Origin of the sequence: Mesorhizobium sp. B2-4-18 (genome assembly GCF_006441385.1) — a bacterium.
GTDB classification, from domain to species: Bacteria; Pseudomonadota; Alphaproteobacteria; order Rhizobiales; family Rhizobiaceae; genus Mesorhizobium; species Mesorhizobium australicum.
In genome coordinates this window covers 45,031-69,024 of sequence record NZ_VFUW01000002.1, presented here as the reverse complement: position 1 = coordinate 69,024, position 23,994 = coordinate 45,031, and the positions used below count along the sequence as shown (strand labels likewise).

Genomic DNA, 23,994 nt, shown 5'->3' with positions numbered 1-23,994 from the left:
CAGTTGACTTGTTTGCCGGAGTGATTATCTCGGGCGAAACTCGCTTTCCCCTCGGGCGAACTCCCTTCGTCCGGGGCGAAACTCCCTTCAGGTGACAAATGACCAAACTGACCTTCATCGCCCATGACGGCACACATTTCGACGTGGACGCCGAAAACGGCTCGACGGTCATGGAGAACGCCATCCGCAACGCTGTCCCGGGCATCGAGGCGGAGTGCGGCGGCGCCTGCGCCTGCGCGACCTGCCATGTCTATGTCGATGAGGCATGGACGGCCGAAGTCGGCGAGCCCGAGGCGATGGAGGAAGACATGCTGGACTTCGCCTACGACGTCCAGCCGAACTCGCGCCTGTCCTGCCAGATCAAGGTACGCGACGCGCTCGACGGCCTGATCGTCCGGGTGCCCGAGCGTCAGGGCTGAAGCCAGCACGGGCGATTTTTGCCGCTGACGCTTGGCAGCGGGCCGCTGGTCATGCAGTCTCGCCCGGACTTTCGCAGCGAGGCGCATCATGACCGGCATCATCAGCACAGACGTCCTCATTGTCGGGGCGGGGCCGGTCGGCCTGTTCGCCGTGTTCGAGCTCGGCCTGCTGGACCTGAAATGCCACCTGATCGACATCCTCGACAAGCCCGGCGGCCAATGCGCGGAACTCTATCCGGAAAAGCCGATCTACGACATTCCCGGCTGGCCCTCGATCTCGGCGCAAGGGCTCGTCGACAAGCTGCTTGAGCAGGTCGCGCCGTTCCAGCCTGAATTCACCTATAACCGCATGGTCTCCAGCCTTGAGAAGCTGGAAGACGGCGGCTTTCGCGTCACCACGGACGAGAACGAGGTATTCGAGGCCAAGGTGGTGGTCATCGCCGCCGGCGGCGGCTCATTCCAGCCGAAGCGCCCGCCGATCCCGGGCATCGAACCCTATGAGGGCAAGAGCGTCTTCTATTCGGTGCGCCGGATGGAGGACTTCCGCGGCCATGACCTTGTCATCGTCGGCGGCGGCGACTCGGCGCTCGACTGGACGCTGAACCTGCAGTCGATGGCAAAGAGCGTGACACTGGTTCACCGGCGGGCCGAGTTTCGCGCGGCGCCCGACAGCGTCAACAAGATGTACGCCATGCAGGAGATGAAGCAGCTGGAATTCAGGGTCGGTCAGGTGACCGGGCTCACCGGAGCCGATGGCCAGTTGTCATCGGCCACCATCAAGGGCGGCCCGGATGGCGACATCGAGGTGCCTTGCACCCGCATGCTGCCGTTCTTCGGACTGACCATGAAGCTCGGCCCGATCGCGGAATGGGGGCTCAATCTCCATGAGAACCTGATCCCGGTCGATACCGAGAAGTTCCAGACCTCGGTGCCCGGCATTTTCGCGGTGGGCGACATCAACTGGTACCCGGGCAAGCTGAAGCTGATCCTGTCGGGCTTTCACGAGGTGGCGCTGATGGCGCAGGCCGCCAAGCGCATCGTCAGCCCCGGCGAGCGTATCGTGTTCCAGTACACGACCTCGTCCACCAGCCTGCAAAAGAAGCTCGGCGTTTCCGGCTAGTTATTCCGCCAGGATCGGCGCCGGATCATCGACGTGGCCCCGAAGTTCTTTCTCGGGCATCAGCGTCAGCGTGACGAGGCCCAATCCCAGAGTGCCGGCCGCGACGAGAAAGATCATCACGAAGGGTTGGGCCGATACGACATGTCCAGCCACCTGAACGCCTTCGCCGGCCAGCGGCAACCCAAAGCCAAGGGCGACCGCGCCGAGCATCGCCACCCCCAATGCACTGCCCAGCGAACGCAGAAAGGTAAGCACCCCCGTCGCCACGCCAAGATGCATGCGGTCGACGGCGTTCTGCACGGACACGGTGGTTACCGGAAATGTCGTGCCGGTTCCCAGCCCGATACAGATGGTCAGGGCTTCGACGACAAGCAGCGATGCATGGCCGGCGACAAAAGCCAGCAGGCCCGTGCACAGGATGGCGAAGACGACGCCGACCATGGCGATGCGCTTGTAGTGGGTGAAGCGTGGTATCAGGCGGCCGCTGGAAGCGGCGCCGCCCACGGTTCCAAGCAGAAGACCAAGCATTGCAATGCCCGACTCGCTGGCCGTGAGGCCGAGTATCGACTGCAGATAGACCGGCAGATACACGGCAAGGCCGACGCTGGAGGCCTGGAGCAGGAACATCGACAGGGTGCCGGCCAGGACGATCGGGTTGCCCAGCACCTCGAGCGAGATGAGCGGTTCGGCCGCCCGCATCAGCCGCAAGGCAAAGGCGCCCCAGAACAGCGCGGAGCACGCCAGGACGCCGATGACTTCCGGCGATAACCAGGGATAGGCACTGCCGCCCCAGTTCAGTGCCAGCAGCAACAGCGCCGTTGCCACGATCAGCAGCAATGCGCCGAGGCCATCGATGCTGTGGTTCTTGGCCGCGATGGGCAGCTTCTTGAGCGGCTTGTTGATGATCGCCATGGCAAGAAAGCCCAGCGGGATATTGATCCAGAAAATGAGAGACCAGTGCAGATGCTCAGCGAAGGTGCCGCCCAGCAGCGGCCCGGCGACGCTGGCAACGGCCCAGGTACCGGAAAACCACGCCGCATAGCGCGCCCGCTCGCGCGGCGGGACGAGGTCTCCGACCACGGTCTGCGTCAGCGCGAAAAGACCGCCGCCACCGGCCCCCTGGATCGCGCGACCCAGGATGAGGACGAACATGTTGGGGGCCAGTGCGCTGACCAGCGATCCAGCAAGGAAGATGAGGATTGCCGCGTAGACGGTTGGCCGACGCCCATAGACGTCGGAAATCTTGCCGTAGAGCGGTGCCACGGCGGTTGCGGTCAAGAGGTAGCCGGTGACGATCCATGGCAGGTATTCGGCACGGCCGAGCAAGCGCCCGATGGTCGGCATGGCGGGCGCGACGATGGTCTGGTCGAGGGCTGCCAGCAGCATCGACAGGAGAACGCCGCCAATAATGGCGTTCTTTTCGCTTTCGCTCAGCGGCGCGCTCACGGCCGCCACGGCCTGCTTGTCGACAGCCTGGTCCATAAATCTTCTCGTCCATGCGCTTTGCGCTGCCGCATCACCATTGGGCTTGTCTGGTGCATCTGCGGCGTGATCGATCGTGATGCCCGTGCTTCTGGATTGTGCCCTTGGCAACCCTGGATATGTCGTTCCGTATAGGCCGATTTCGACGGTTGCTCGAAAAAAATTCCAAGCTGGCACTACGCTTCCGCCCGGCTGGCTTGCATCCAGGCGAACGGAGGCGGCGAGGAGGTTCAGGCCGGCGGCCGCAACTGGCCGCTCTCGATGCGCTCCATCCGGTAACGCAGCAGCCGCAGGATGCGGCTTTCGAAATTGGCGCCTTCGACACGGTCGAACCGCACCTGGTCCCTGTCGTGTTTGGCAAGCTCGGCCGCAGTGATCGCGGCGGCCTTGGCCTTTGCGGCATCGCAATCCTTCTGCGGATAAGCTGCCTTCAGGGCGTCTTCCAGCGCGCGGCCGTGGTTCTGGGCGATCTCGACATGGCGGTCTTCATGGCGCTTGATGTCGGCGGACAAGGTATCCCAGAACAGCCGCACATCGGCGTCGGCTTTGCGCGGGCGGCGCCATTCCGGAAGGATCACCTTGACCTTGACGGTGACGATCGCGTCGGCGATCCGGCAGGAGCCCGGCTGGCTGGCGTAGCTGATGCGTGTCGTGAAAGCCATCTGGGTGGCGCCAGGGTGGCGCGACCCCGTGCTTTTGACCTGGGGCCCGTGTTTGGCAAGTTGCTGCTCGATATCCTCCAGCGTTCTGCCGCCAATGGCGAAATAGCTGTATGTCTTCACCAGATTGGCCGCATTCGCCGGAACGGCGGCGGTAAGCAGCAGTGCGCAGAGCAGGGATCGTATCATCATGTTGCCTCTTCAATCACCTTGCTTTACGGCCTTCGCCGGCGCAACGGAATTGATCCAATGCGGATCACACATCGTTGATGACATCTTGGTTGATGAGCCCATGGTTGAAGCGCAATGACGGCCGGGCGATGGCAATTGGCGCATGGGCGCCATCTCGAGCTTGGCGGCAAGGCCGTGGTCGTCGGCATCCTCAATGTCACACCCGACAGCTTCTCCGATGGTGGCTTGTTTGATGCTCCTGAACCCGCGCTCGCCCAGGCGCGCCGCATGATCGGGGAAGGAGCCGCCGTCATCGATGTCGGCGGAGAATCGACCCGCCCGGGCGCGGCCGCGATATCGGCCAGCGAGGAGCAGGCCCGTATCCTGCCCGTGATCGAGGCGTTGGCGCAGGTCGGCGACGTGCTGATTTCCGTCGACACCTATCGTGCCGACACCGCGCGGCTCGCCGTCAAGGCCGGTGCGCATATCGTCAACGACGTCTGGGGTCTGCAGCGTGAGCCCGACATTGCGCGAGTGGCGGCCGAAACCGGCGCCGGGCTCGTCATCATGCATACCGGACGGGATCGCGACAAGCTGCCCGATGTGATCGCCGACCAGCTGGCGTTCCTGGGAAAATCGCTTGAAATCGGGCGCGGGCAAGGTGTCGCCGACGACCATATCGTGCTCGACCCCGGCTTCGGCTTCGCCAAGGAGACGGCGGAGGAAAACCTCGATCTGATGGCACGGTTTGCCGAGCTTGGCGCGCTCGGCTTCCCGCTGATGGCCGGTACCTCGCGAAAGCGTTTCATCGGCACCGTCACCGGCCGTGACGCCGCCGACCGGGCGGCCGGCACGGCGGCGACCAGCGTCATTCTCCGGCTCAAGGGCGCGCATCTGTTTCGCGTCCATGATGTCGCAATCAACGTGGACGCGCTGGCGGTGGCGGATGCTATGCTGGCGCGGGAAACCGGATCGGAACGCTGAGCCATGTATGTCATCCGCATGAAGAATTGCGCCTTCTTTGCCCGGCATGGCGTGCTGGACGAGGAAGAAGCGCTGGGGCAGCGCTTCTATGTCGATGCCTCGCTCACCGTCGAGCCGGGACGCGCGCTCGTCGATGACGCCATCGGGGAAACGGTGAATTACGGCGTCGCCTTCACCGTCATCGAGGAGATCATCACCGGACACCGGCGCTTCCTGATCGAGGCGCTGGCCCTGGAAGTCGCGAAGGCTCTCACCGGGCGCTTTCCCCAGATGCGGAAAGCCGAGGTCACCGTTCGCAAGCCCAATGCGCCGGTGCCTGGCGTGCTCGATTACGTCGAGGTGACCGTTGTCTGGCCCGAATAACACCGTCTATCTGAGCCTCGGCGGCAATCTGGGCGATCCGGCGGCGTCGATGGGAGCCGCATTGCGCCTGCTCGACGCCGATCCCGATACCGACATGGCCGCCGTCTCCTCGCTCTACCGGACGCCGCCCTGGGGCAAGCTCGACCAGCCGGATTTCCTCAACGCGGCCGCCGAATTATCGACGCGGCTGTCGCCGCGGGCATTGCTCGACCTCTGCCTCGATGCCGAGCGAAAGCTCAAACGCGTGCGTGAGGAGAGGTGGGGGCCGCGCCTCATCGACATCGACATCCTGGTGTTCGGCGACCGCATCATCCATGAAACGGGCCTGGAAGTGCCGCACCCGCGCATGCTGGAGCGCGCCTTCGTGCTGGCGCCGCTGGCCGAAATCGCGCCGGATCTTGCCGTCGGCGGCAAACGCGTGGCTGATCGCCTGAGCGCGGTCGATGCGGCCGGCATCGAGCGGCTGCCGTCGGGCCGCGACTGGTGGCGGCGCTAAATCGCGGATCAGCCGGAGAAACCACCGTCATCCAGGAATGCTTTTTCCTCGGCCGTGGTCTCGCGGCCAAACATCCGGTTGCGGTGCGGAAAGCGGCCGAAGCGCTGGATGATGTCGCGGTGCTCCAGCGCGTATTTCAGATTGAACGCGGCCCTGGCGGTATGAAGTTCGACCGACCGCTCCTGGTCCGCAAGATTTTCCGAATGTTCGAACGGCAAATAGAGGAACACACGCACTTCCGGTTCCAATGCCAGATCGTGGCCGGCATCGACCGCTTTTTGCGCAAAATGCTTTGCCAGTGGGTCGGTCGCAAACATGTGGCCGGTGCCGCGAAAGCAATTGCGCGGGAACTGGTCGAGCAGGATCATCAGCGCCAGCGAGCCCTCGGCATGGCTTGACCAGACATCGCATTCACGGCGCGCTGCGGCGTAGTGGAGATCGAGGAAGCGGTCGCGGAAATCGGCATCGAAAGCGTCGTTCTTCTCGAACCAGGCATCCTCGCCGGCGTCGCGCCAGAATTTGGTGATCGACAGGGCTCTGCTGTCCAATTCCATGCCTAACTCCCTCAATCCGCCGATTCGGATTTATGCAGGACGCCGGCCGTTTCCTCGTTGAGCGCCTGGCCAGGACGGCGGGGCGTGGAGAGTGGGGTCGGGATCGGCGTACCGATATTGCCTTTCAGGAAACGCTGTCCCGAGCGGATGCCTTCGGCGAGCTGGGTCTCGAACCGGGCCGTGTCGCGGCGCCTGACGTCCTCGATCGTTTCGGCGACGTCCTCGGGATCGACGCCCAGCGCCTCGAGGGTCGAGCCACCAAAGACGAGCGCCGATTCGAAGGTTTCGCGCAGCTGATAATCGACGCCGGCGCGGATGAGCTGCAGCGCCGTGCCGCGGTCGAACGCACGGGCCAGCACCGTAAGCAAGGGGAACTCAGCCTTGACGAGTTCGGCGATGCGGATGGCGGCGTCGGGCTTGTCGACACAAATGAGCACGGCCCGCGCCCGGCCGGCCCCGGCCGCGTGCAGGATGTCCAGCCGCGTGCCGTCGCCATAATAGACCTTGAAGCCGAAATCGGCGGCCGCCTGGATCATCTCGACATCGTTGTCGATGATCGAGACGTCGATGCCGCGCAAGAGCAGGGGTTGGCTGGCGATCTGGCCGAAGCGGCCAAAGCCGATGATCAGCACGCTGCCGGACAGGCCGTCGGCGACTTCGACGCCGTCCAGCGACTGCTCGTCCCGTGGCGTGAAATAGCGCAAGGCGATGATCGCCAGCGGCGTCAGCACCATGGAGATGATGACTATCGCGGTCAGCGTTGCGTTTGCCTGGCCGTCGATGATGCCGACGGCGGCGGCCGCGGAATAGAGCACAAAGGCGAATTCACCGCCTTGCGCCATGAAGACCGCGCGCTCCAGTGCCTCGCGGTGGCCTGATTTCAGGATGCGGGCGACAATGTAGATGCCGAAAGCCTTCATCACCATGTAGGCCACGACGTAGACGGCGATCAGCTTCCAGTTCGCGGCCACCACGTGCAGATCGAGCGACATGCCGACCGCCAGGAAGAACAGGCCGAGCAGGATGCCGCGGAACGGCTCGATGTCAGCTTCAAGCTGATGGCGGAAGGTCGATTCCGAGAGCAGCACGCCGGCCAGGAACGCGCCCATCGCCATCGACAGGCCGCTGAGCTGCATGGCAAGCGCCGATCCGAGCACGACCAGCAGAGCCGCAGCCGTCATCACTTCGCGCGCACGGGCATCCGCCAGGATGCGGAAGAAGGGGTTGAGGAGGTAGCGTCCCGCCACCACCAGGCCGATGATCGCGGCGAGGCCGATGCCGACCTCGGTCAGCCGCTCCGACAGGCTGGTACCGGCACCGCCCGGCGCCAGGAAGGCGATCAAGGCGAGCAGCGGCACGATGGCCAGGTCCTCCAGCAGCAGGATGGAGACGATGCGCTGGCCCTTGGGCGCGGCGATTTCGCCGCGTTCTTCCAGAAGCTGCATGACGATGGCCGTCGAGGTCAGCACGAAACCGGCGCCGGCGACGAAGGATTGCGCGATCGGAAACCCTCCGGCCATGCCAACACCAGTCAAGAGCACCGCGCAGACGCCGACTTGAAGGGCGCCCAGCCCAAAGATCTCGCGGCGCAGGCCCCAAAGCCGCGACGGCTGCATTTCCAGGCCGATGATGAACAGGAACATGACCACGCCGAGTTCGGCGACATGGAGGATGGCTCCCGATTCGGAAAAGACGCCGAGGCCGAACGGACCGATCACCACGCCGGCGGCCAGGTAACCGAGAATCGAACCGAGACCCATGCGCTTGAAGATCGGGACGGCCACCACGCCCGCCGCCAGCAATGCCACCACCTGAATGAGATCGCTGCCCGCTGCCTCTGCCGCCATGATCTGTCCCTTTGTCGTATAGCACTCCTTGCATGCAGTGGGAGCGGGAGGCAAGGGCGGGAAGCCTGCCAGGAAAGGTAGGGTGCTGTCGGTGCGACTCCCCCGGAGGAACAACGGTCTCCCCTTGTCTGCGGGACGTTCGGCGTATATATCGGCTACATGCTTGACCGTTCGTCCCAGCCGTCTTCGCCGTCCCATATCCCGATGGATGCGCTCAGCGAAGTCCTGCAAGACTTTCGCCTGAGTGGCGTGAACTATGGCCGCTGCGAGCTCCGACATCCATGGAGCATAGAATTTCCGCGACAATCGCTGCTTCGTTTTCACTTTGTCGGCCAGGGTCCGTGCTGGATTCACACCGAAGCGCAGGGCTGGCAAGAGTTGCGCGATGGCGATCTGGTGCTGCTGCCGCAGGGCATCGCCCATCGGCTGGCGAGTGCGCCGGACGTGGTGGGCGACTCGCTCGAGGGCTGCCAGGTGATCAAGTTAGGGGGCAATGTCTGCGAAGTGGTGCGGGAAGGAACGGGCGCGACAAGCACCCTTTTCTGCGGCTCCATGGCCTTGGACTCCTGTGCGCTCAATCCATTGATCACGTTGATGCCGGCTGTCATCAAGGGTTGCGACGTGGCCGGCAATGACCCGGTCGTTGGTCCTTTGCTGGCTGCCATGACGATGGAGGCCGCGCAACCGCAGATGGGCAGCGCCACCATCTTGTCGCGTATGGCGGATTTGCTGACAGCCCGGCTCATCCGCTGTTGGGTCAATTGCAACGGAGCCTCGACCACAGGTTGGCTCGCAGCCATCCGCGATCCCCATATCGGCCGCGCCCTGGCAGCCATGCATCGAGACCCCGGCCACGACTGGACGCTGGGAAGCCTTGCGAGCGTGGCAGGCCAATCGCGATCGATTTTCGCCGCGCGTTTCAGCGCTGTATTGGGCGAGGGTGCCGCGCGCTATCTCGCCCGCCTGCGCATGCAGCTTGCCCGCGAGTTGTTGGGGCAGAGCGGCTTGTCGGTTGCCGAGGTCGCTACCCGTTTGGGCTATGATTCCGAGGCATCCTTCGCTCGCGCGTTCAAGCGCATCACCAATGTCTCGCCGGGAATTGTGCGTCGCACAAATCCCGGACGAATAGACATGAATTTCGGATTTTAAGACACATATCATCCGACAGAACTCGTCTATCAAGATCTCCAAACTTTGGAGATCTTTCCGTGACAGACACAACATTACAGCTTGAAGACGCCGCGATTGGCCTTGATGCCGACACGCCGGCCGCGTGGAATGCAGCCACCTGGTTTGCGGTCATTTCACTGGCGGCCACCAGCTTTGCCCTGGTGTCAGCCGAATTCCTGCCGGCAGGCCTGCTGACGCCAATGGCGCGCGATCTCGGTATCAGTGAGGGAACGGCCGGACAGGTCGTCACCGCCACCGCTTCCGTCGGCGCCGTGACGGCCATGTTGAGCAATGTTCTTATCGGCCGACTGAACCGCAAGACGGTGCTGGTCGGTCTCATGGCTTTGGCGGTGGCTTCCAATATTCTTGCGGCGCTGGCACCCAATTTCTGGCTGTTGTTGTTGGGCCGGGCCGGGCTGGGGATCGCTCTCAGCGCTTTCTGGGCACTTTCGGTTGCCGTCGTGGCGAGGCTGGTCGGCGCCAATGCGACAGGCCGGGGCATGGCTATCGTTACCCTCGGCGTCTCGCTCGCCACCATTGCCGCGCCGTCCTTGGGGACGTTGATCAGCGACTGGCTGGGATGGCGCAGCGCCATGGCCATGACAGCGGGGCTGGCCGTATTGGCCATGTTGGCGCAGTTGCTCAGCCTGCCGACCTTGCCGGCGACAACAAGCAACAGTCTTGCAGACGTGTTTCGACTTACACGGCGGCGCGGCATTCAAATCGGCATGCTGGCCATTGTCTTGCTGATGACGGGGCATTTTGCTGGTTCTGTCTATGTGCGCCCCTTCCTCGAACACGTCACGCTGCTTGCAACCGGTCCAATCGCCCTGGCTCTGCTTGGGTTTGGCATCGCCGCTGTGATCGGCAACATTGCCGGCGGCCGCATGGCCGATGCCAATATTCACATGGCTCTCGTGGTCACCGCGGCGTTAATGGCGGTTGCGGCGCTGGCCTTGGTGCTTTGGGGCGTGCACATTGGCGTTGCCTTCGGGTTCGTCACGCTTTGGGGCTTCGCCTTCGGCATGGGGCCGGTGGTGCTGCCAACCAATCTCTCGCGTGCGGCACCTGACGCGCTGGAAGCAGCGGGCAGCCTGATGGTCGTCTCTTTCCAGGTTGCCATCACGATCGGCGCGGTTGTCGGTGGCTATGTCGTGGACACCTATGGTGCCACGGCGCCGTTGACCGTTACGGCCATCCTTGCCGCGTCGACAGCTGTGCTCGCTCTGCTGCAGCCTCGCGGCTGAACTTTGCTCCAGCTGACATCGAACTCGAACCGCCGCAATGTTGCAGGCTCTTTACACAAGTTTACGCCATGGGCGCGTTGCTTGTTGCCGCAATCGAAGGCTAAGCACGCTCGGCTTCGGCCATTGGGGGTGAGCGGCGATCAAGTCGCACCCTTTTGAGGAGATGACTGACATGAAGAAGTTTTTGCTCGTTGCCGCCGGGCTGGCGGTGCTTGCCGGCTCGGCCTGTTCGAAGGCGCCGGAATGCACGACCGAGATCGCGACCAAGAAGGCGCAGGACATGGCCGCGGCGCTGCAGGAGGCGATCACCAAGGATCCGTCCAAGGCGGCTGACCTGACCGCCAAGGTTCAGGCGGTGACGACCAAGTATCAGGGTTCCACGACCCTGGCCGATGCCTGCAAGGCGTATGACGAGCTGACCAAGGCGATCAAGGGCTGACGCCTGGTTCGTCCGTTTCCAAGGAGGCGGTGGCGATGGGCCGCCGCCTCTTTGTTTCGTGGGGTGTATTCGCGCAATCCCAGGAGAAGTGTTTTTCCGTCCGGAATTCGTAAAAGAATAGAGGCGAGGGTGCGCTCAGTTCGGCGCGATGGAGCCGACTTCGACGGCATCGACGCGCTTCAGGCTCATGCCGATGACGGGCACCAACTGGTCCTGAACCCGCACGGCAACCGTTACGGTCATGGAATTGTCGTCGGGAATGCGGGCCTGCATGACACCGCGCAATTGGTTGCGGTTGATGGTGAAGACCACCTTGTGGGCGTCGACGACGTTGCCGCCGATGATATCGAGGCCGGCGCCGGCAGCGCCACCCATGAAGGAACCCTTGTAGTCGCGGCCCTTGCGCTCGATCTTGGCCGACATGGGCTGGGTGAACATGCCGACCCGGCAACCGCCGTCCAGTGTCATGCCCATCTTGCCGTCCGGCCTGGAGCCGGTGAAGCTGCAGTTGAATTTCGTGCCCTTGTATTTGCCGGCGACGATTTCGCCCGGGCCAACCCATTTGCCTTCGGCCGACTGGAAAAACTGCTTGTCCGGTTCCGTGGCAGAGGCCGCCGAGGCAATGCCGACGACAGCTGTGATCACCGTCGCCAGGGGCAGGACGCTGGACAGAATTACGCTTTTCATCGACGACACCCGGCAACAACGAGGCTGTTTGAAACCGGTTCGACCATGAAGAAGATTGGTTAATGCTTCGTCACCGCGGGCCCTCGAAACAGCAGTCCGATCATCGTCCCGAAGAGCTGGACGCTATTTGCCGGAGCCGGCTGTTTCGGCGTCTTTCTTGGCTGCGAACGACGTCAATGCTGCGAGGAAATCGCCCAGCCCCGGGCGCCTGGCAGCGCTGAAGGGCAGGGGACGCGCCGTCTCCATCGCGGCGATACCGATGCGCGCCGTCATCATGCCGTTGACGACGCCTTCGCCCAGCTTTGCCGAGAGGCGGGCCGCCAGGCCGTGGCCGACGATCTGCTGGACGAAACTGTCGCCGATGGCGATCGAACCGGTGACCGCCAGATGCGCCAGTACGCTGCGCGCCAGGCGGAAGAAACCCAGCGTTCCGGGCCGTCCGCCATAGAGTTCGGAAAGCCGGCGGATGAGGCGCCCGGCCTCGAACACCACATAACCGACATCGACCAGCGCGCGAGGGCTCACGGCCGTCACCAGCGAAACCCGCTTGGCGGCCTCGAGAATTATCACCTTGGCCCTGACATCAAGGGGGCCGAGGATTTCCGCCTCCGCCAGGCGCACCAGATTGGCGCCGTCGATAATCTCGCCGCGCAATTCAGCCAGCGCGCGCCGGCCGGCAGCGGTCTCGGGTTTGGCCGCGACAAAGGCCGACAACTCGTCGACCACCGCGCGTGCCGCTTTCGGATCGTCGCGCGCGATGGCATCGAGCGCGCGCTTCTGCAGCTTTTCGACCTCGGCGAGGCGGGCGATGGCCAGGAACTCGCGAATCAGGATTACCAGCAGCGCCAGCAGCGCAATCGCCGCCATCCCGGCGGCCAGCCAGCCCAGCCATTCGGCGCGGGCAAAGAGATCGCGTATCAACTGGTCGGTCCACAGGCCGACAGCCAGCGAAACCAGCACGCCGAAGGCGCCGAAGAAGATGCTGCCGAGAACCGAGCGCCTTCTGGGGGCGACCGATGGCGGCGGCTCGGCGGCAATAACGTCCGGTTCGTCGAATACGTCGACCTCCGCCGGGATGACCAGCGCCACATCGGCCTTCATGGAGCGCGGTCTGCGCGACGGTTCGGTCTGGCGTGCTTGTGGCGCGTCTTGTTTCGGCGCGGCTTCCGGCTCGATGCGGAATGCCGCCGGTTTGCGGGGCGCGGTCATGCCAGATGGTCTCCGATCAGGAACTGCAAGGCGCGGTCTAGCCTGATATGGGGCAGCGACAGCGTGACACCTTCGGCCGTGCGTTCGAGTTTCGGCGGACGGAACCGGACGAAGCGGATTGCCGGGTCCGTGGAGTCCTGTCTGTGATCCGGCCCCGAAAGGTCGAAAACAGCATCAATGTTCTCCGGCAAATCACCAGGAAATATAGCTGTTTCCGTCTTTCCGTCGAATGTTTCACCATCGATCTTCTCGCCGGCGATCGGCGTGCCGATGATAACAGGCAATGTCTCGCGGCCCTGCTTGACGGTGCCTTCGCGGGTGGCGCGCACCGCCGCCATGGCGACGACGTCGACATCGGCGCCGGTGAAATTTGCCCGCGCCACGGCGCGGTCGGCAAGGCGCCGTACGATCGCCTGCAACCGGTCATGGCTTTCGTGGTGCAGATGATCGGCCTTGGTCGCCGCGACCAGGATGCGGTCGATACGCCGGGAGAACAGGTCGGTTATGAAGCTGCCCCGGCCGGGGCGAAAACAGCTGAGGATCTCGGTGACGGCGCGCTCCAGGTCGGCCATGGCACCAGGCCCGGCGTTCAGCGCCTGCATGGCATCGATGAGCACGATCTGGCGGTCCAGGCGCGTGACGTGCTCGCGGAAGAACGGTTTGACGACATGCGTCTTGTAGGCCTCGTAGCGCCGTTCCATCATGGCGTGCAACGAGCCGTTGCGCGCGCGCCTGTCGCCCAGGCCGGCCAGCGGCGCGAAAGTCAGCGCGGGCGAGCCTTCGAGATCGCCGGGCATCAGGAAACGGCCGGGCGGCAAGGTCGAAAGCGCCCGTTCGTCGAGCTTGCATGCCTTGAGATAGGCGGCGAAGCTTTCAGCCAGCCGGCGCGCCGTCATTTCCTCGGCGTCGGCATTCGGGTCGATTTCCGCCGAGATCGCTCGCCAGGCCAGCGAAAGATCCTCGCGCACCGGCAGCGTGGCCATTTCGAGGGCTTCGCGCGAAAAATCGGCGAAGGATTTGCCGAGCAGCGGCAGGTCGAGCAGCCATTCGCCGGGGTAGTCGACGATGTCGACCGACAGCTTGCCCGACGAGAACATGCGGTTCCAGCCGGAAGCCGATTCATATTCGATCGTCAGCCGCAGTTCCGAAATGGCGCGGGTCGAGTCCGGCCAGACGCGATCGTTGACCAAAGCGGCGATGTGGTCCTCGTATTGAAAACGCGGCACGGCGTCATCGGGCTGCTGTTCGAGGAAGGCGCGCGCGATACGCCCCGATTTCTGCGCCTCGAACAGCGGCAGACGTCCACCGTGGATCAGATTGTGGACGAAGGCCGAGATGAAGACGGTCTTGCCGGCGCGGGAGAGACCCGTGACACCCAGACGCAGCGATGGAGAAAAAAGTCCGGTGGCACGTCCCGACAATGTGTCGAGGGCAATTCTTGCCTCGTCGGTGAAGGTGGTCAGCGATGATGCCAAAATATGATCTCTCGGGCTTGCGTCCGCCCGATATAGGCGCTGGAACCCGGCTTTGAAATGGCGCTGGAAATCGGCATCAGGGATCGGCCGGTGTCAGGAACGCTTCGAGATAGCCCGCTCCCTGGGTCGCTTTCGCCAGATCGCCGGGGAAACGGACGACCGCAAGGCCCGAGGTTGGAAAGCCGTGATTGAGCATTGCCCGCTCCGCCTCGCCGCCATCGCCCGAAACCGCCATGGCGAGATCCTCCGTCATCGGGTTGTGCCCTATGACCAGCAATGAACCGGGCCCGCCATGATCCCGGACGAGGCGGAGATAGCAGGCCGCGTCCTCGCTGTAGAGCGCATCGAAAAACAGCACCTTGCCTGTGTCGGTCTGGCCGGCCAGACCCTCGAGGGTTTCCCTGGCGCGTTTGGCGTTGGAGCACAGCGTCAGGTCCGGCACATAGGAGCGGGAACGCATCGCGGTCCCCATTTTTTCGGCATCGGCGCGGCCGGATGCGTCCAACGGACGATCGAAATCACGCATGCCCGGCACGGCCCAACCGGCCTTGGCGTGTCGCAACAGATAAAGCCTGCTCACCCAACCTCCAACGGTGCCCGAGAGCTGAAGTCCTGCCGCGATTAGCCACGAGAAAAGCCGCACGCACAATGGTGCGCGTGCTTCAGCGCGGCGAATCACTTGCAGGGCGATGGGCGAGGATAGTCGTACTTTCGCCATCAAAAGAGATTTATGCCGCTCCGGAGAAGGCTGGAGACGCACTTTAACAATTGCGTGAGTCGGTGGCTGATTGCGCTTGTGCAGGCGTCTGGTGGCGAATATATAGGCGCCAAATTTGGGGCTGTTGGGTGAGTCGAATGAACGACATCGTTACCGCCGATTACGTACCCTCCGAAGACGAGCCGTTCATGAACGAACGGCAGAAATCCTACTTCCGCCAGAAGCTCGTCACCTGGAAAAATGACATCTTGCGCGAGGCGCGCGAAACCCTCGAAATCCTGCAGCAGGAAAACGCCAACCATCCCGACCTCGCCGACCGCGCCTCTTCGGAAACCGACCGCGCCATCGAGCTCAGGGCCCGCGACCGTCAGCGGAAACTCATCTCAAAGATCGATTCGGCGCTGCAGCGCATCGATGAAGGCACTTACGGCTATTGCGAAGAAACCGGTGAGCCGATCGCCTTGAAGCGGCTCGACGCGCGCCCGATCGCCACCTTGTCGATCGAAGCGCAAGAACGGCATGAGCGCCGTGAAAAAGTCTATCGCGACGACTGATGGACCGCCTTTGCATTGATTTCCAAATGGCCGGTTATCCGGCCATTTCTGTTCGATGCGTGCCACCTTCAATAGATTTGAACACGCTTGAACGCCGGCCAGCCTAGTCACTGGCAGGCGACAGTTCATCTCTTGACCTAGGCGCAGTTCATCTCTTTTGGCTTGAAAGTTCGCCCAACAGCCTGGTCATTTCATCGTCGAGCGAGGGCGGCGCCTTGGCTGCCGGTTTGCCCACCGGGCCGCCGGAGCGGGGCTGGTCGAGCGAAACCTCGAGTTCTTTCATCAGCGTGTCGTCGATGCTGTCCTGCGTCGGCGGTGGCGGCGTGTGCCTGGCGGCATTGACGTTGGCGGAGCCATAGGCAGGCAGCGGCGTGACATTGGTCGATTGATAGGTTTGCGCCGCTGGTTTCGGTGCGGGCGCCGGAGCCGGTGGTGGCGCCGCCGGACGCTGGCGGGCAGGCTGTGCCATGGCCACCGGCTGCGGAGCGGGTGCTTGTCTCGGAGGCACGGGAGCGGGCTGCGGCGACCGAGGCTTCGCAGCCGGGGCGGCGGCCGCCGGGACAGGCTGCAGGCCGCCATCTCCAGTCAACGCCGGACGGCGCGGCGCGGCGAGGCGGATGTCGCGTTCGACAACGACGTCGGTCGGGCCGCCGATCAGAAGCAGATGTTCGATGTCGTCGCGTCGCACCAGCACCAGTCGGCGATGGCTGTCGACGGCGGTTGCGTCCATGACGGCGAGCCGCGTCTTGCGGTTGCGGCCGCCGGCGACAAACGTGCCGAAGGTCAGGTTGCGCACGAGCCTGACGATGATGAGAACGATGACCAGCAGGATCAGCGCCGCGAAGGTCCACAGGAGTGCCGCCGCATAACCGGGACCCGCCACGCTATCCAGCCACTGCATTGGTTTCCCCCGAACGGTTTGGAAAGTGACGCGACACTAGACCGTTGCGACTGGCTACCGCAAGTTGCCTTTCACGCATCGTGAACAGCTTGAAACACAGGGAAGGCCAGCCGACAGCATTTTTATCCGACATTTGCGGCCCGGGCCTTTTCCAGACCAGGAGAATGTGATTCAACCGGCTAAAGCGCGTCGCGCTGAAACGGATTCATGCGACGCGTTTCAGGTCCGTGTTTTTCATGCATGTCGTTTTCCCAAAACCGAAGTCATTTTTGGGCGACATGCATTGGGGGCGGGTGTCGGAACATCGGATTTCATGAGCAGGGGGCATATGGCCAAGGAAGCGCGCGGCGATTTCTATCCGGCACCGATCGTCGACCAGAATACGCGACCGGGCGCGGTCACCCGGCTTATCATCTTCATCGTCGTCCTGACGGGCGCCGCAATCGTCTTCGGCCTTTTCCGCGAGCGCCTCGGCGATCCGTTCCTGCTCGGCATGCTCGGCGTACTGGCGATGATCGGTGTCGGCTTCCTGTTCGCGACCGCGATCGGCTTCGTGCAGATCACACCGCGCTCGACGGGCGACGAACTGTCCAAGGCCTTCGTCGATTCGATGTCGCAGGGCCTGCTGGTCACGGACACCAAGGGTCGCGTCGTCTACGCCAACCGCGCCTATGCCGATATGACCGGCGCCTCATCGGCCGCTGACCTGAAGACGGTCGAAGGATTGCTCTCCGATGTCCCCGAAGCCTCGGTGACCATTTACCGGCTGGCGTCCGGCTTGCGTGACGGGCAGCCGGGCGACGGCGAGTTCCGGCTCGCGCAATCGATCCGGCCCGGCGCCGAACCGGGCGCGCGCTGGTACCGGGCACGCGCCCGCGCGTTCAGCGTCCCGGGCCAGCGGCTGCCGATGCTGGCCTGGCAGCTCGCCGACATTTCGCAAGAGCGGGCCGAGCAGGAGCGTTTCTTCCTCGATCTGCAGAAGGCAATCGACCACCTCGACCACGCGCCGGCCGGCTTCTTTTCGGCCGACCAGGACGGCCGCGTCACCTACATCAACGCCACGCTCGCCGGATGGCTGGGCATCGATCTCGCCAGCTTCACCCCCGGTGCCGTCGCCTTGCCCGATATTGTTGCCGGCGACGGCATGGCGCTGGTGCGCTCCGTCAAGGCGGACCCCGGCACGACGCGCAATGCGGTCATCGATCTCGACTTGACGACGATGACCGGCGAGGCGCTGCCGGTGCGCTTCATGCATCGCGTTTCGGCCAGCCGTGAGGGCGTCGGCGGGCCAACCCGCACCATCGTGCTCAACCGCACACAGGGCGAGGATGCCTCGGCCGACCTGCGCGCCTCGGAAGTGCGCTTCACCCGCTTCTTCAATTCGACGCCGATGGCGATTGCCGGTGTCGATGCCAGCGGGCGCATCCTGCGCACCAACGCACCGTTCCTGTCGCTGTTTTCCTCGGTCGTCGACCGCGATGCCGTGGATCGCCGCGTGCGGCTCGACACGGTGATCCATGACCGCGACCGGCCGGCCTTTGCCGCGGCTTTCGAGAAAGCCCGGCAGCGGCAGGCCGACATTGATCCGATTGAGACCGTGCTGCCCGGCAATGATGAGCGGCATATCCGTTTCTACGTCAACGCCGTGGCCGATGGCACCGGCGGCGAAGGAGCCGAGGAAGCGGCCATCGTCTACGCCGTCGAGACGACCGAGCAGAAGGCGCTCGAAGGGCAGATGGCGCAAAGCCAGAAGATGCAGGCCGTCGGCCAGCTCGCCGGTGGCATCGCGCACGACTTCAACAATGTGCTGACCGCCATCATCATGGCGTCCGACCTGCTTTTGACCAATCACCGGCCGTCGGATCCGTCCTTCCCCGACATCATGAACATCAAGCAGAACGCCAATCGCGCGGCCTCCCTGGTCAGGCAGTTGCTGGCCTTCTCGCGCAAGCAGACGCTGCGGCCGGAAGTGCTGAACCTCACCGACGTGCTCGCCGATCTCAGGATGCTGCTTGCCCGCCTGGTCGGCAACGACATCAAGCTCAAGGTCGATCACGGCCGCGACCTGTGGCCGGTCAAGGTCGATATCGGGCAGTTCGAGCAAGTGGTGGTCAACCTGGCGGTCAACGCGCGCGACGCGATGCCGGCGGGCGGCGATCTCACCGTGCGCACCCGCAACGTGACCGCCGAGGAATGCAAGAGCTTTCCCTACCGCGAACTCGCGGCCGCCGACTATGTGGTGGTCGAAGTCGAGGATACTGGCTCAGGCATCGCGCCCGACGTGCTGAAGAAGATCTTCGAGCCGTTCTTCACCACCAAGGAGGTCGGCAAGGGCACGGGCCTTGGCCTGTCCATGGTCTACGGCATCATCAAGCAGACCGGCGGTTTCATTTTCTGCGATTCCGAAGTCGGCAAGGGGTCCACCTTCCGCATCTTCCTGCCGCGTCACATCGTGGAAGCGAAAACGGCAGCCGAAGCCGGTGAAGCGCCGGCGGCAGCGGCAGTCAAACTGGCCGATAGCACCAAGGATCTGTCCGGGTCGGCGACGGTCCTGCTGGTCGAGGATGAGGATGCCGTGCGCATGGGCGGCATGCGGGCACTGACCTCGCGCGGCTATACCGTTCACGAGGCATCCTCGGGCGTCGAGGCGCTGGAAGTGTTCGAAGCGCTGGGCGGCAAGGTCGACATCGTCGTTTCCGACGTGGTGATGCCGGAAATGGACGGGCCGACCCTGCTCGGTGAGTTGCGCAAACGCCAGCCGGACATCAAGTTCGTTTTCGTCTCCGGCTATGCCGAGGACGCTTTCGCCAGGAACCTGCCGGCGGAGGCGCATTTCGGCTTCCTGCCAAAGCCGTTCTCGCTCAAGCAACTGGCCACGATCGTCAAGGATGTCCTTGAATCCTAGGTGCTTCCAATGCCGCGCTCTTGCACAACGCCGTAACAACGCCATGATTGTTGAAAATACAGCAGGCGGGCTTGGGGGAGCGGCTGTTGACGCCACACATCGAGGCAGGCAAGGGCGATTACGCCGACACGGTTTTGTTGCCGGGCGACCCGCAGCGCGTGGAGTGGATGGCGCAGACATTCCTGGACGCGCCGCGCTGCGTCAATCGCCGACGCGGCGCTCTCGGCTTTACCGGCTTGTTTCGCGGCAAGCCCGTCAGCATTCAGGCGACGGGCATCGGCGTTTCATCCTTCCTGATCTACGCCCATGAACTGCTTGACTTTTATGGCGTCCGAACACTGATCCGCACCGGTACCTGCGGCAGCCTGAGCGCCGAGGCAAAGCTGCGCAGCCTTGTGATCTCGCAATCGGCACGGCCTGAAAATACCGAGAGCGGTCGAGTTTTTGGCCTTTACGTAGCCGATGTTGGCCCGGATCCGGCGCTGCTGGCTAGCGCATTGAGCAAGGCAGCCGCACTTGGCATCGACCACCACGCCGGCCTGACAGCCTGCACCGATATATTCTACCATCCTGAAGCGCGTGCCCGTTATGCCGACGCAAGGGCGCTCGGGGCGCTGGCGGTAGACATGGAAACCAGCGCTCTCTATCGCATATCGGCCCATTTCGGCGCGAGGGCGTTGTCGCTGCTGACCGTCGTCGACAATCTGCTTACCGGCGAACAGACCGACTATTCCGAACGCCAGGCGCTTTTCACCGACATGAGCCGGCTCGCGCTCGAAGTCGCCACGGAAGGGCGCTAGGCGGCCTCTCGCTTCAACACCTCCTCCATGGATGGTCGGTGGCCGCGTAGATAGAGTGCGCAAGTGGTGCGCAGCATCGACGCGAAATTAGGGATCTCGCCGTTGATCTCGATGGCTTCGTCGTAGAGCTTCGAGATGAATTTCGGCGTCGTCAGGTTCTGGCTTTCGGCGATTTCGTCGAGCAAGGCCCAGAACGTGACCTCGAGCTGGATGCTCGTCGAATGTCCGTCAATGCGGATCGACCGGTTGATCTGACGATAGCCTTCCGGATCCTGTGCGGCAAAGACTCTGCACATCGTTACCTCCCGTTTTTGTTGGTCTTGGGCGCCGACGGGGCGGTCGGTGCCTTTTGAACACTGCCTGCGGTTTCATCATCGACCGGAAGGTCGTCAACGGCAATCAGACTTTCGTCCTTGGCAGACTTACGTCCTTGGGATGGGCATATCCGTTTTTCCAACCCCATGCGTGGTAGTCGGCTGCCACCACCTTTCTTCACCGGCGCGCATAATCACCTTCGAAAGCATGAAGCTGCGGAGTCTGATTTGGCGAAGGCAATCCACACCATGATCCGGGTTCTCGACGAAGCCCGCTCCATCGATTTCTACACCAAGGCATTCGGCCTTGAGGTCGCCCAACGACTGGACTTCGAGACCTTCACGCTGGTCTACCTCAGCAATGCCGATGCGCCTTTCGAGGTTGAGTTGACCGTCAACAAGGGGCGCGCGGAGCCCTATGCGCTGGGCGACGGCTATGGTCACCTCGCGGTCTCGGTCGCCGATCTCGACAGCGAACATGATCGGCTCGGCGCACTCGGCCTCAATCCGAAGAAGATTGTCGAATTCAGCCGCGACGGGTCGCTCATCGCCCGCTTCTTCTTCATCGAGGACCCCGACGGCTACAAGGTCGAGGTCCTGCAGCGCGGAGGGCGCTTCCAATAGGGACAACCGGCCGCGCGGACCGGCGCGGCGCCAGCAACGGCACTCTTTCGAGTGCGAACAGCAAGCAGGGAGGAAAACATGGTCACGATCCACGAGGGGAAGCCCGGGCTTTCACGGCGCGAACTTCTCAAACGCGGCGGCGTCGGCGCGCTGCTCGTCATTTCCGGCAGCGCCGTCATCAGTCCGCAACATGCCTGGGGGCTGGAAACCTCGGCTCTGAAGCCCGAGACAATGGCGACGCTGATCCAGCTGGCGCGCGATATCTACCCGCATGACCAAGTCCCTGACAAATATTACGCCGTCGCGGTCAAGGGCCATGATGAGATGGCCGCCAAGGACAAGGCTCACAAGGAGCTTATCGAAAACGGGATCGCCGATCTCGACAAGAGAGCCGGCGAGGGCGGTTATCGCGGGCTCGGCTGGGAAGAGCAGCGGGTCGCGTTGCTCAGGGACATTGAGGGTACGGCCTTCTTCCAGGCGGTTCGCGGCGGTCTTGTCGTCAGCCTCTACAACCAGAAGGAGGTCTGGCCGATCTTCGGCTACGAGGGCGAATCCTATTCCAAGGGCGGCTACATCGCGCGGGGATTCAGCGACATCGAGTGGCTCTGACCCGCTTCGCCTCAACCGCATTCAGTTGATTTCATGGGAGGAAACCATGGCAGCAGCATTTGATCTGAAAAACGACGGCGTGGTCGTCATCATCGGCTCCGGCGCCGGCGGCGGCACGCTCGGCAACGAACTGGCGCAGAAGGGCATCGATGTCGTCATCCTCGAGGCCGGTGCCCGCCACGAATATGAGGACTTCATCAACGACGAGTGGGATTCGTTCGCTCAGCTCGCCTGGACGGACAAGCGCACCACATCCGGCGATTGGCGCGTGGCCAAGGATTTTCCCAACCTTCCGGCCTGGATCGTCAAGTCGGTCGGCGGCTCGACCACGCACTGGGCAGGCGCATCGCTGCGCTTCCAGGAGCATGAGTTCAAGACGCTGTCGACCTACGGCAAGCTGGAAGGCGCCAACCTTTTGGATTGGCCGGTGACGCTGGCCGAGATGGAGCCCTATTACGCCAAGGCGGAAGCCAAGATGGGCGTCACCGGCACCAATGGCTGGCCGCGCCTGCCGGGCAACAACAATTTCAAGGTGCTAAAGGCCGGCGCCGACAAGCTCGGCTACAAGGAATGCCATACCGGCAACATGGCGATCAACTCGGTGGAGCGCGACGACCGCAATTCCTGCCAGCAGACCGGCTTCTGCTTCCAGGGCTGCAAATGGGGCGCCAAATGGTCGACGCTCTATACCGAAATCCCGAAGGGCGAGGCGACCGGCCACCTCGAGGTCCGGCCGAACGCCATGGCGATCAAGATCAACCATGACGCCTCTGGAAAGGTCACCGGCGTCGTCTATGCCGACAAGGACGGCAAGCTGCAGGAGCAGAAGGCCCGCATCGTGGCGGTCGCCGGCAATTCGATCGAGAGCCCGCGCCTGCTGCTCAATTCCGAATCAGCCAAGTTCCCGCACGGCCTTGCCAACTCGTCGGGGCAGGTGGGCAAGAACTACATGCGGCATACCACGGGATCGGTCTATGCCATCTTCGACAAGCCAGTGCACATGTATCGCGGCACCACCATGGCCGGCATCATCCGTGATGAGGCGCGCCATGATCCGTCACGCGGTTTTGTCGGCGGTTACGAGTTCGAGACGCTGTCGCTCGGCCTGCCCTTCATGGCTGCCTTCCTGAACCCTGGCGGCTGGGGGCGTTCCTTCACCACCGCGCTCGACCACTACGACCACATGGCCGGCCTGTGGATCGTCGGTGAGGACATGCCGCGCGAGGAGAACCGCATCACGCTGCATGGCGACGAGAAGGACGAGCACGGCATGCCGATCGCCGATGTGCATTTCGACGACCATGCCAACGACACGGCGATGCGCAATCATGCCTACAAGCAGGCCACCGCGCTTTACGATGCGGTCGGCGCCACACGCACCTTCCCGACGCCACCCTATCCCTCGACGCACAATCTCGGCACCAACCGGATGAGCGAGAAGGCCGCCGACGGCGTCGTCAACAAGCATGGCCAGGCACACGACATCAAGAACCTGTTCGTGTCGGACGGCAGCCAGTTCACGACGGGTGCGGCCGAAAACCCGACCCTGACCATCGTGTCGCTGGCGATCCGCCAGGCCGACTATATCGCCGCGCAGATGTCGGCGAAAACCATCTGACCTCCCGACTGCCTGCTGGCGCGGAACTTGACCAGTTCCGCGCCTTTTTTTCATGGCCTCAGGCGCCGACCGGCTGGCGGTCCTTCGGCAACATCCAGATGAGATGAGAAGACGGGCAGGGTTGCAGACCGAGGCGGTGTCATTGCCAGGGAAGATCTATTGATTGCTTCCCCTGGTGCAGGTCGTGGCGGTGAAGGCGCCGTCGGGCTGCTTCATGATGATGTCGAAGGAGGGCGGACTCTGGCCGTCCAGCGTTGCCTGGGTGAGCGAGAGCGAGTTGCCGCCAGTGGTGTAACCGCCAACTGGTCCCAACCAGGAGATCACGCCGTTTGCATCCATCTGGTAGTTGTAGCCCTGCTGCGCGGTCCCGAACGTGACCGGGCCGCTATAGACGTTTCCCTTGATGGTGATGTCGCCGAGGTTGAGGAACATGCCGAGCAGGTAGGCCTCGCAGTGATAGATGCCGTCGGGCATCCTGCCGTCGCTGAAGTCGGCTCGGGCCGCTCCGGTTGCCGCCGCCAGAGCCACTATGCCGATGAATATGCGTGAAATGGCTGATGTCATGATGCCGTCCGCTTGAACGACCAAGCTTGCCCTATTTTTGCGCCGCGCCGCAACATTTGCCGTCG

General features: G+C 63.3%; 25 protein-coding genes. 14 read left to right on the top strand and 11 right to left on the bottom strand.

Translation table 11 applies throughout. The features are described from left to right. Positions 1-98: 98 nt before the first annotated feature. Both FJ527_RS03905 and FJ527_RS03900 read left to right on the top strand, forming a co-directional pair. Positions 99-419, top strand: a complete 321-nt coding sequence (locus tag FJ527_RS03905; RefSeq protein ID WP_015317672.1) for a 2Fe-2S iron-sulfur cluster-binding protein — start codon at positions 99-101, stop codon at positions 417-419. An 88-nt stretch (positions 420-507) separates the two neighbouring features. Continuing rightward, the gene (locus FJ527_RS03900) at positions 508-1,539 is read left to right on the top strand and encodes an NAD(P)/FAD-dependent oxidoreductase (protein WP_140616266.1); all 1,032 of its coding nucleotides are present in this window, start codon (positions 508-510) and stop codon (positions 1,537-1,539) included. On the opposite strand, the gene FJ527_RS03895 is transcribed toward FJ527_RS03900, so the two are convergent. Next, on the bottom strand, positions 1,540-3,021 hold the full coding sequence (locus tag FJ527_RS03895; protein WP_140726807.1) for an MDR family MFS transporter: 1,482 nt from the start codon (positions 3,019-3,021) through the stop codon (positions 1,540-1,542). 230 nt (positions 3,022-3,251) lie between these two features. Beyond that, positions 3,252-3,872, bottom strand: coding sequence for a DUF922 domain-containing protein (locus FJ527_RS03890; RefSeq protein ID WP_140821809.1), 621 nt, complete (start codon positions 3,870-3,872; stop codon positions 3,252-3,254). A 114-nt stretch (positions 3,873-3,986) separates the two neighbouring features. Between FJ527_RS03890 and folP the strand changes: the two genes are divergently transcribed. Genes folP through folK form a run of 3 tightly spaced genes read left to right on the top strand, consistent with a single transcriptional unit; the run spans position 3,987 to position 5,694 of the window. Continuing rightward, positions 3,987-4,835: a dihydropteroate synthase gene (gene folP, locus FJ527_RS03885; protein ID WP_140821807.1), complete on the top strand. Its 849-nt coding sequence runs from the start codon at positions 3,987-3,989 to the stop codon at positions 4,833-4,835. Positions 4,836-4,838: 3 nt separating this feature from the next. Beyond that, the gene (gene folB, locus FJ527_RS03880; RefSeq protein ID WP_140821805.1) at positions 4,839-5,198 is read left to right on the top strand and encodes a dihydroneopterin aldolase; all 360 of its coding nucleotides are present in this window, start codon (positions 4,839-4,841) and stop codon (positions 5,196-5,198) included. Then, positions 5,182-5,694 (top strand): 2-amino-4-hydroxy-6-hydroxymethyldihydropteridine diphosphokinase, encoded by a 513-nt coding sequence (folK, locus tag FJ527_RS03875; protein ID WP_015317678.1) that lies wholly within the window; start codon positions 5,182-5,184, stop codon positions 5,692-5,694. The genes folB and folK overlap by 17 nt, the downstream gene beginning before the upstream one ends. An 8-nt stretch (positions 5,695-5,702) precedes the next feature. Here the strand turns inward: folK and FJ527_RS03870 are convergent, their stop codons facing one another. Together FJ527_RS03870 and FJ527_RS03865 are read right to left on the bottom strand one after the other, a co-directional pair. Next, complete coding sequence (locus FJ527_RS03870; protein WP_015317679.1) at positions 5,703-6,248, bottom strand: DUF924 family protein; 546 nt, start codon at positions 6,246-6,248, stop codon at positions 5,703-5,705. A gap of 11 nt (positions 6,249-6,259) precedes the next feature. Continuing rightward, the gene (locus tag FJ527_RS03865) at positions 6,260-8,095 is read right to left on the bottom strand and encodes a monovalent cation:proton antiporter-2 (CPA2) family protein (protein ID WP_015317680.1); all 1,836 of its coding nucleotides are present in this window, start codon (positions 8,093-8,095) and stop codon (positions 6,260-6,262) included. Positions 8,096-8,254: 159 nt separating this feature from the next. Here FJ527_RS03865 and FJ527_RS03860 point away from each other — a divergent pair, with 159 nt between their 5' ends. The 3 genes from FJ527_RS03860 (at position 8,255) to FJ527_RS03850 (ending at position 10,951) form a co-directional block, all read left to right on the top strand. Then, positions 8,255-9,244, top strand: a complete 990-nt coding sequence (locus tag FJ527_RS03860) for an AraC family transcriptional regulator (protein ID WP_015317681.1) — start codon at positions 8,255-8,257, stop codon at positions 9,242-9,244. A gap of 59 nt (positions 9,245-9,303) precedes the next feature. Then, positions 9,304-10,512, top strand: coding sequence for an MFS transporter (locus FJ527_RS03855; RefSeq protein WP_140821801.1), 1,209 nt, complete (start codon positions 9,304-9,306; stop codon positions 10,510-10,512). A 172-nt stretch (positions 10,513-10,684) separates the two neighbouring features. Continuing rightward, the gene (locus tag FJ527_RS03850; RefSeq protein WP_015317683.1) at positions 10,685-10,951 is read left to right on the top strand and encodes a hypothetical protein; all 267 of its coding nucleotides are present in this window, start codon (positions 10,685-10,687) and stop codon (positions 10,949-10,951) included. 135 nt (positions 10,952-11,086) lie between these two features. Here FJ527_RS03850 and FJ527_RS03845 read toward each other — a convergent pair whose 3' ends face one another. The 4 genes from FJ527_RS03845 to FJ527_RS03830 form a co-directional block, all read right to left on the bottom strand. After that, entirely contained in the window at positions 11,087-11,638 is a 552-nt protein-coding gene (locus tag FJ527_RS03845; protein WP_140821799.1) for a hypothetical protein, read from the bottom strand. Between the two features lie 123 nt (positions 11,639-11,761). Then, on the bottom strand, positions 11,762-12,847 hold the full coding sequence (locus FJ527_RS03840) for a TIGR01620 family protein (RefSeq protein ID WP_140821797.1): 1,086 nt from the start codon (positions 12,845-12,847) through the stop codon (positions 11,762-11,764). Then, on the bottom strand, positions 12,844-14,322 hold the full coding sequence (locus FJ527_RS03835) for a YcjX family protein (protein WP_140821796.1): 1,479 nt from the start codon (positions 14,320-14,322) through the stop codon (positions 12,844-12,846). Before FJ527_RS03835 ends, FJ527_RS03840 begins: the two co-directional genes overlap by 4 nt. Before the next feature lie 76 nt (positions 14,323-14,398). Beyond that, entirely contained in the window at positions 14,399-14,902 is a 504-nt protein-coding gene (locus tag FJ527_RS03830; RefSeq protein ID WP_140821794.1) for a histidine phosphatase family protein, read from the bottom strand. A gap of 275 nt (positions 14,903-15,177) precedes the next feature. On the opposite strand from FJ527_RS03830, the gene dksA reads away from it, so the two are divergent. Further along, entirely contained in the window at positions 15,178-15,594 is a 417-nt protein-coding gene (gene dksA / locus FJ527_RS03825) for an RNA polymerase-binding protein DksA (RefSeq protein WP_015317688.1), read from the top strand. 148 nt (positions 15,595-15,742) lie between these two features. Here the strand turns inward: dksA and FJ527_RS03820 are convergent, their stop codons facing one another. Next, complete coding sequence (locus FJ527_RS03820) at positions 15,743-16,495, bottom strand: flagellar biosynthetic protein FliO (RefSeq protein ID WP_140821792.1); 753 nt, start codon at positions 16,493-16,495, stop codon at positions 15,743-15,745. A gap of 328 nt (positions 16,496-16,823) precedes the next feature. On the opposite strand from FJ527_RS03820, the gene FJ527_RS03815 reads away from it, so the two are divergent. Together FJ527_RS03815 and FJ527_RS03810 are read left to right on the top strand one after the other, a co-directional pair. After that, complete coding sequence (locus tag FJ527_RS03815) at positions 16,824-19,400, top strand: ATP-binding protein (RefSeq protein ID WP_140616513.1); 2,577 nt, start codon at positions 16,824-16,826, stop codon at positions 19,398-19,400. Between the two features lie 86 nt (positions 19,401-19,486). Further along, the gene (locus FJ527_RS03810; RefSeq protein ID WP_140821790.1) at positions 19,487-20,200 is read left to right on the top strand and encodes a DeoD-type purine-nucleoside phosphorylase; all 714 of its coding nucleotides are present in this window, start codon (positions 19,487-19,489) and stop codon (positions 20,198-20,200) included. On the opposite strand, the gene FJ527_RS03805 is transcribed toward FJ527_RS03810, so the two are convergent. Continuing rightward, complete coding sequence (locus FJ527_RS03805; RefSeq protein WP_015317692.1) at positions 20,197-20,496, bottom strand: ribbon-helix-helix domain-containing protein; 300 nt, start codon at positions 20,494-20,496, stop codon at positions 20,197-20,199. The genes FJ527_RS03810 and FJ527_RS03805 overlap by 4 nt on opposite strands. 246 nt (positions 20,497-20,742) lie before the next feature. Here FJ527_RS03805 and FJ527_RS03800 point away from each other — a divergent pair, with 246 nt between their 5' ends. From FJ527_RS03800 to FJ527_RS03790, 3 genes are all read left to right on the top strand, one after another. After that, positions 20,743-21,138: a VOC family protein gene (locus FJ527_RS03800; RefSeq protein WP_140664242.1), complete on the top strand. Its 396-nt coding sequence runs from the start codon at positions 20,743-20,745 to the stop codon at positions 21,136-21,138. Positions 21,139-21,216: 78 nt separating this feature from the next. Continuing rightward, positions 21,217-21,747: a hypothetical protein gene (locus tag FJ527_RS03795; RefSeq protein WP_015317694.1), complete on the top strand. Its 531-nt coding sequence runs from the start codon at positions 21,217-21,219 to the stop codon at positions 21,745-21,747. A 46-nt stretch (positions 21,748-21,793) separates the two neighbouring features. Continuing rightward, positions 21,794-23,365: a GMC family oxidoreductase gene (locus FJ527_RS03790; protein ID WP_140821788.1), complete on the top strand. Its 1,572-nt coding sequence runs from the start codon at positions 21,794-21,796 to the stop codon at positions 23,363-23,365. Between the two features lie 156 nt (positions 23,366-23,521). On the opposite strand, the gene FJ527_RS03785 is transcribed toward FJ527_RS03790, so the two are convergent. Next, complete coding sequence (locus FJ527_RS03785; protein WP_140664236.1) at positions 23,522-23,929, bottom strand: hypothetical protein; 408 nt, start codon at positions 23,927-23,929, stop codon at positions 23,522-23,524. Between the last annotated feature and the right edge of the window lie 65 nt (positions 23,930-23,994).

Bases quoted from the DNA above. Each gene is read 5' to 3' on its own strand.
- FJ527_RS03905 (WP_015317672.1), top strand. From the start codon at position 99: ATGACCAAACTGACCTTCATCGCCCATGACGGCACACATTTCGACGTG.
- FJ527_RS03900 (WP_140616266.1), top strand. From the start codon at position 508: ATGACCGGCATCATCAGCACAGACGTCCTCATTGTCGGGGCGGGGCCG.
- FJ527_RS03895 (WP_140726807.1), bottom strand. From the start codon at position 3,021: ATGGACCAGGCTGTCGACAAGCAGGCCGTGGCGGCCGTGAGCGCGCCG.
- FJ527_RS03890 (WP_140821809.1), bottom strand. From the start codon at position 3,872: ATGATGATACGATCCCTGCTCTGCGCACTGCTGCTTACCGCCGCCGTT.
- folP (WP_140821807.1), top strand. From the start codon at position 3,987: ATGACGGCCGGGCGATGGCAATTGGCGCATGGGCGCCATCTCGAGCTT.
- folB (WP_140821805.1), top strand. From the start codon at position 4,839: ATGTATGTCATCCGCATGAAGAATTGCGCCTTCTTTGCCCGGCATGGC.
- FJ527_RS03870 (WP_015317679.1), bottom strand. From the start codon at position 6,248: ATGGAATTGGACAGCAGAGCCCTGTCGATCACCAAATTCTGGCGCGAC.
- FJ527_RS03865 (WP_015317680.1), bottom strand. From the start codon at position 8,095: ATGGCGGCAGAGGCAGCGGGCAGCGATCTCATTCAGGTGGTGGCATTG.
- FJ527_RS03860 (WP_015317681.1), top strand. From the start codon at position 8,255: ATGCTTGACCGTTCGTCCCAGCCGTCTTCGCCGTCCCATATCCCGATG.
- FJ527_RS03850 (WP_015317683.1), top strand. From the start codon at position 10,685: ATGAAGAAGTTTTTGCTCGTTGCCGCCGGGCTGGCGGTGCTTGCCGGC.
- FJ527_RS03845 (WP_140821799.1), bottom strand. From the start codon at position 11,638: ATGAAAAGCGTAATTCTGTCCAGCGTCCTGCCCCTGGCGACGGTGATC.
- FJ527_RS03840 (WP_140821797.1), bottom strand. From the start codon at position 12,847: ATGACCGCGCCCCGCAAACCGGCGGCATTCCGCATCGAGCCGGAAGCC.
- dksA (WP_015317688.1), top strand. From the start codon at position 15,178: ATGAACGACATCGTTACCGCCGATTACGTACCCTCCGAAGACGAGCCG.
- FJ527_RS03820 (WP_140821792.1), bottom strand. From the start codon at position 16,495: ATGCAGTGGCTGGATAGCGTGGCGGGTCCCGGTTATGCGGCGGCACTC.
- FJ527_RS03815 (WP_140616513.1), top strand. From the start codon at position 16,824: ATGGCCAAGGAAGCGCGCGGCGATTTCTATCCGGCACCGATCGTCGAC.
- FJ527_RS03805 (WP_015317692.1), bottom strand. From the start codon at position 20,496: ATGTGCAGAGTCTTTGCCGCACAGGATCCGGAAGGCTATCGTCAGATC.
- FJ527_RS03795 (WP_015317694.1), top strand. From the start codon at position 21,217: ATGGTCACGATCCACGAGGGGAAGCCCGGGCTTTCACGGCGCGAACTT.
- FJ527_RS03790 (WP_140821788.1), top strand. From the start codon at position 21,794: ATGGCAGCAGCATTTGATCTGAAAAACGACGGCGTGGTCGTCATCATC.
- FJ527_RS03785 (WP_140664236.1), bottom strand. From the start codon at position 23,929: ATGACATCAGCCATTTCACGCATATTCATCGGCATAGTGGCTCTGGCG.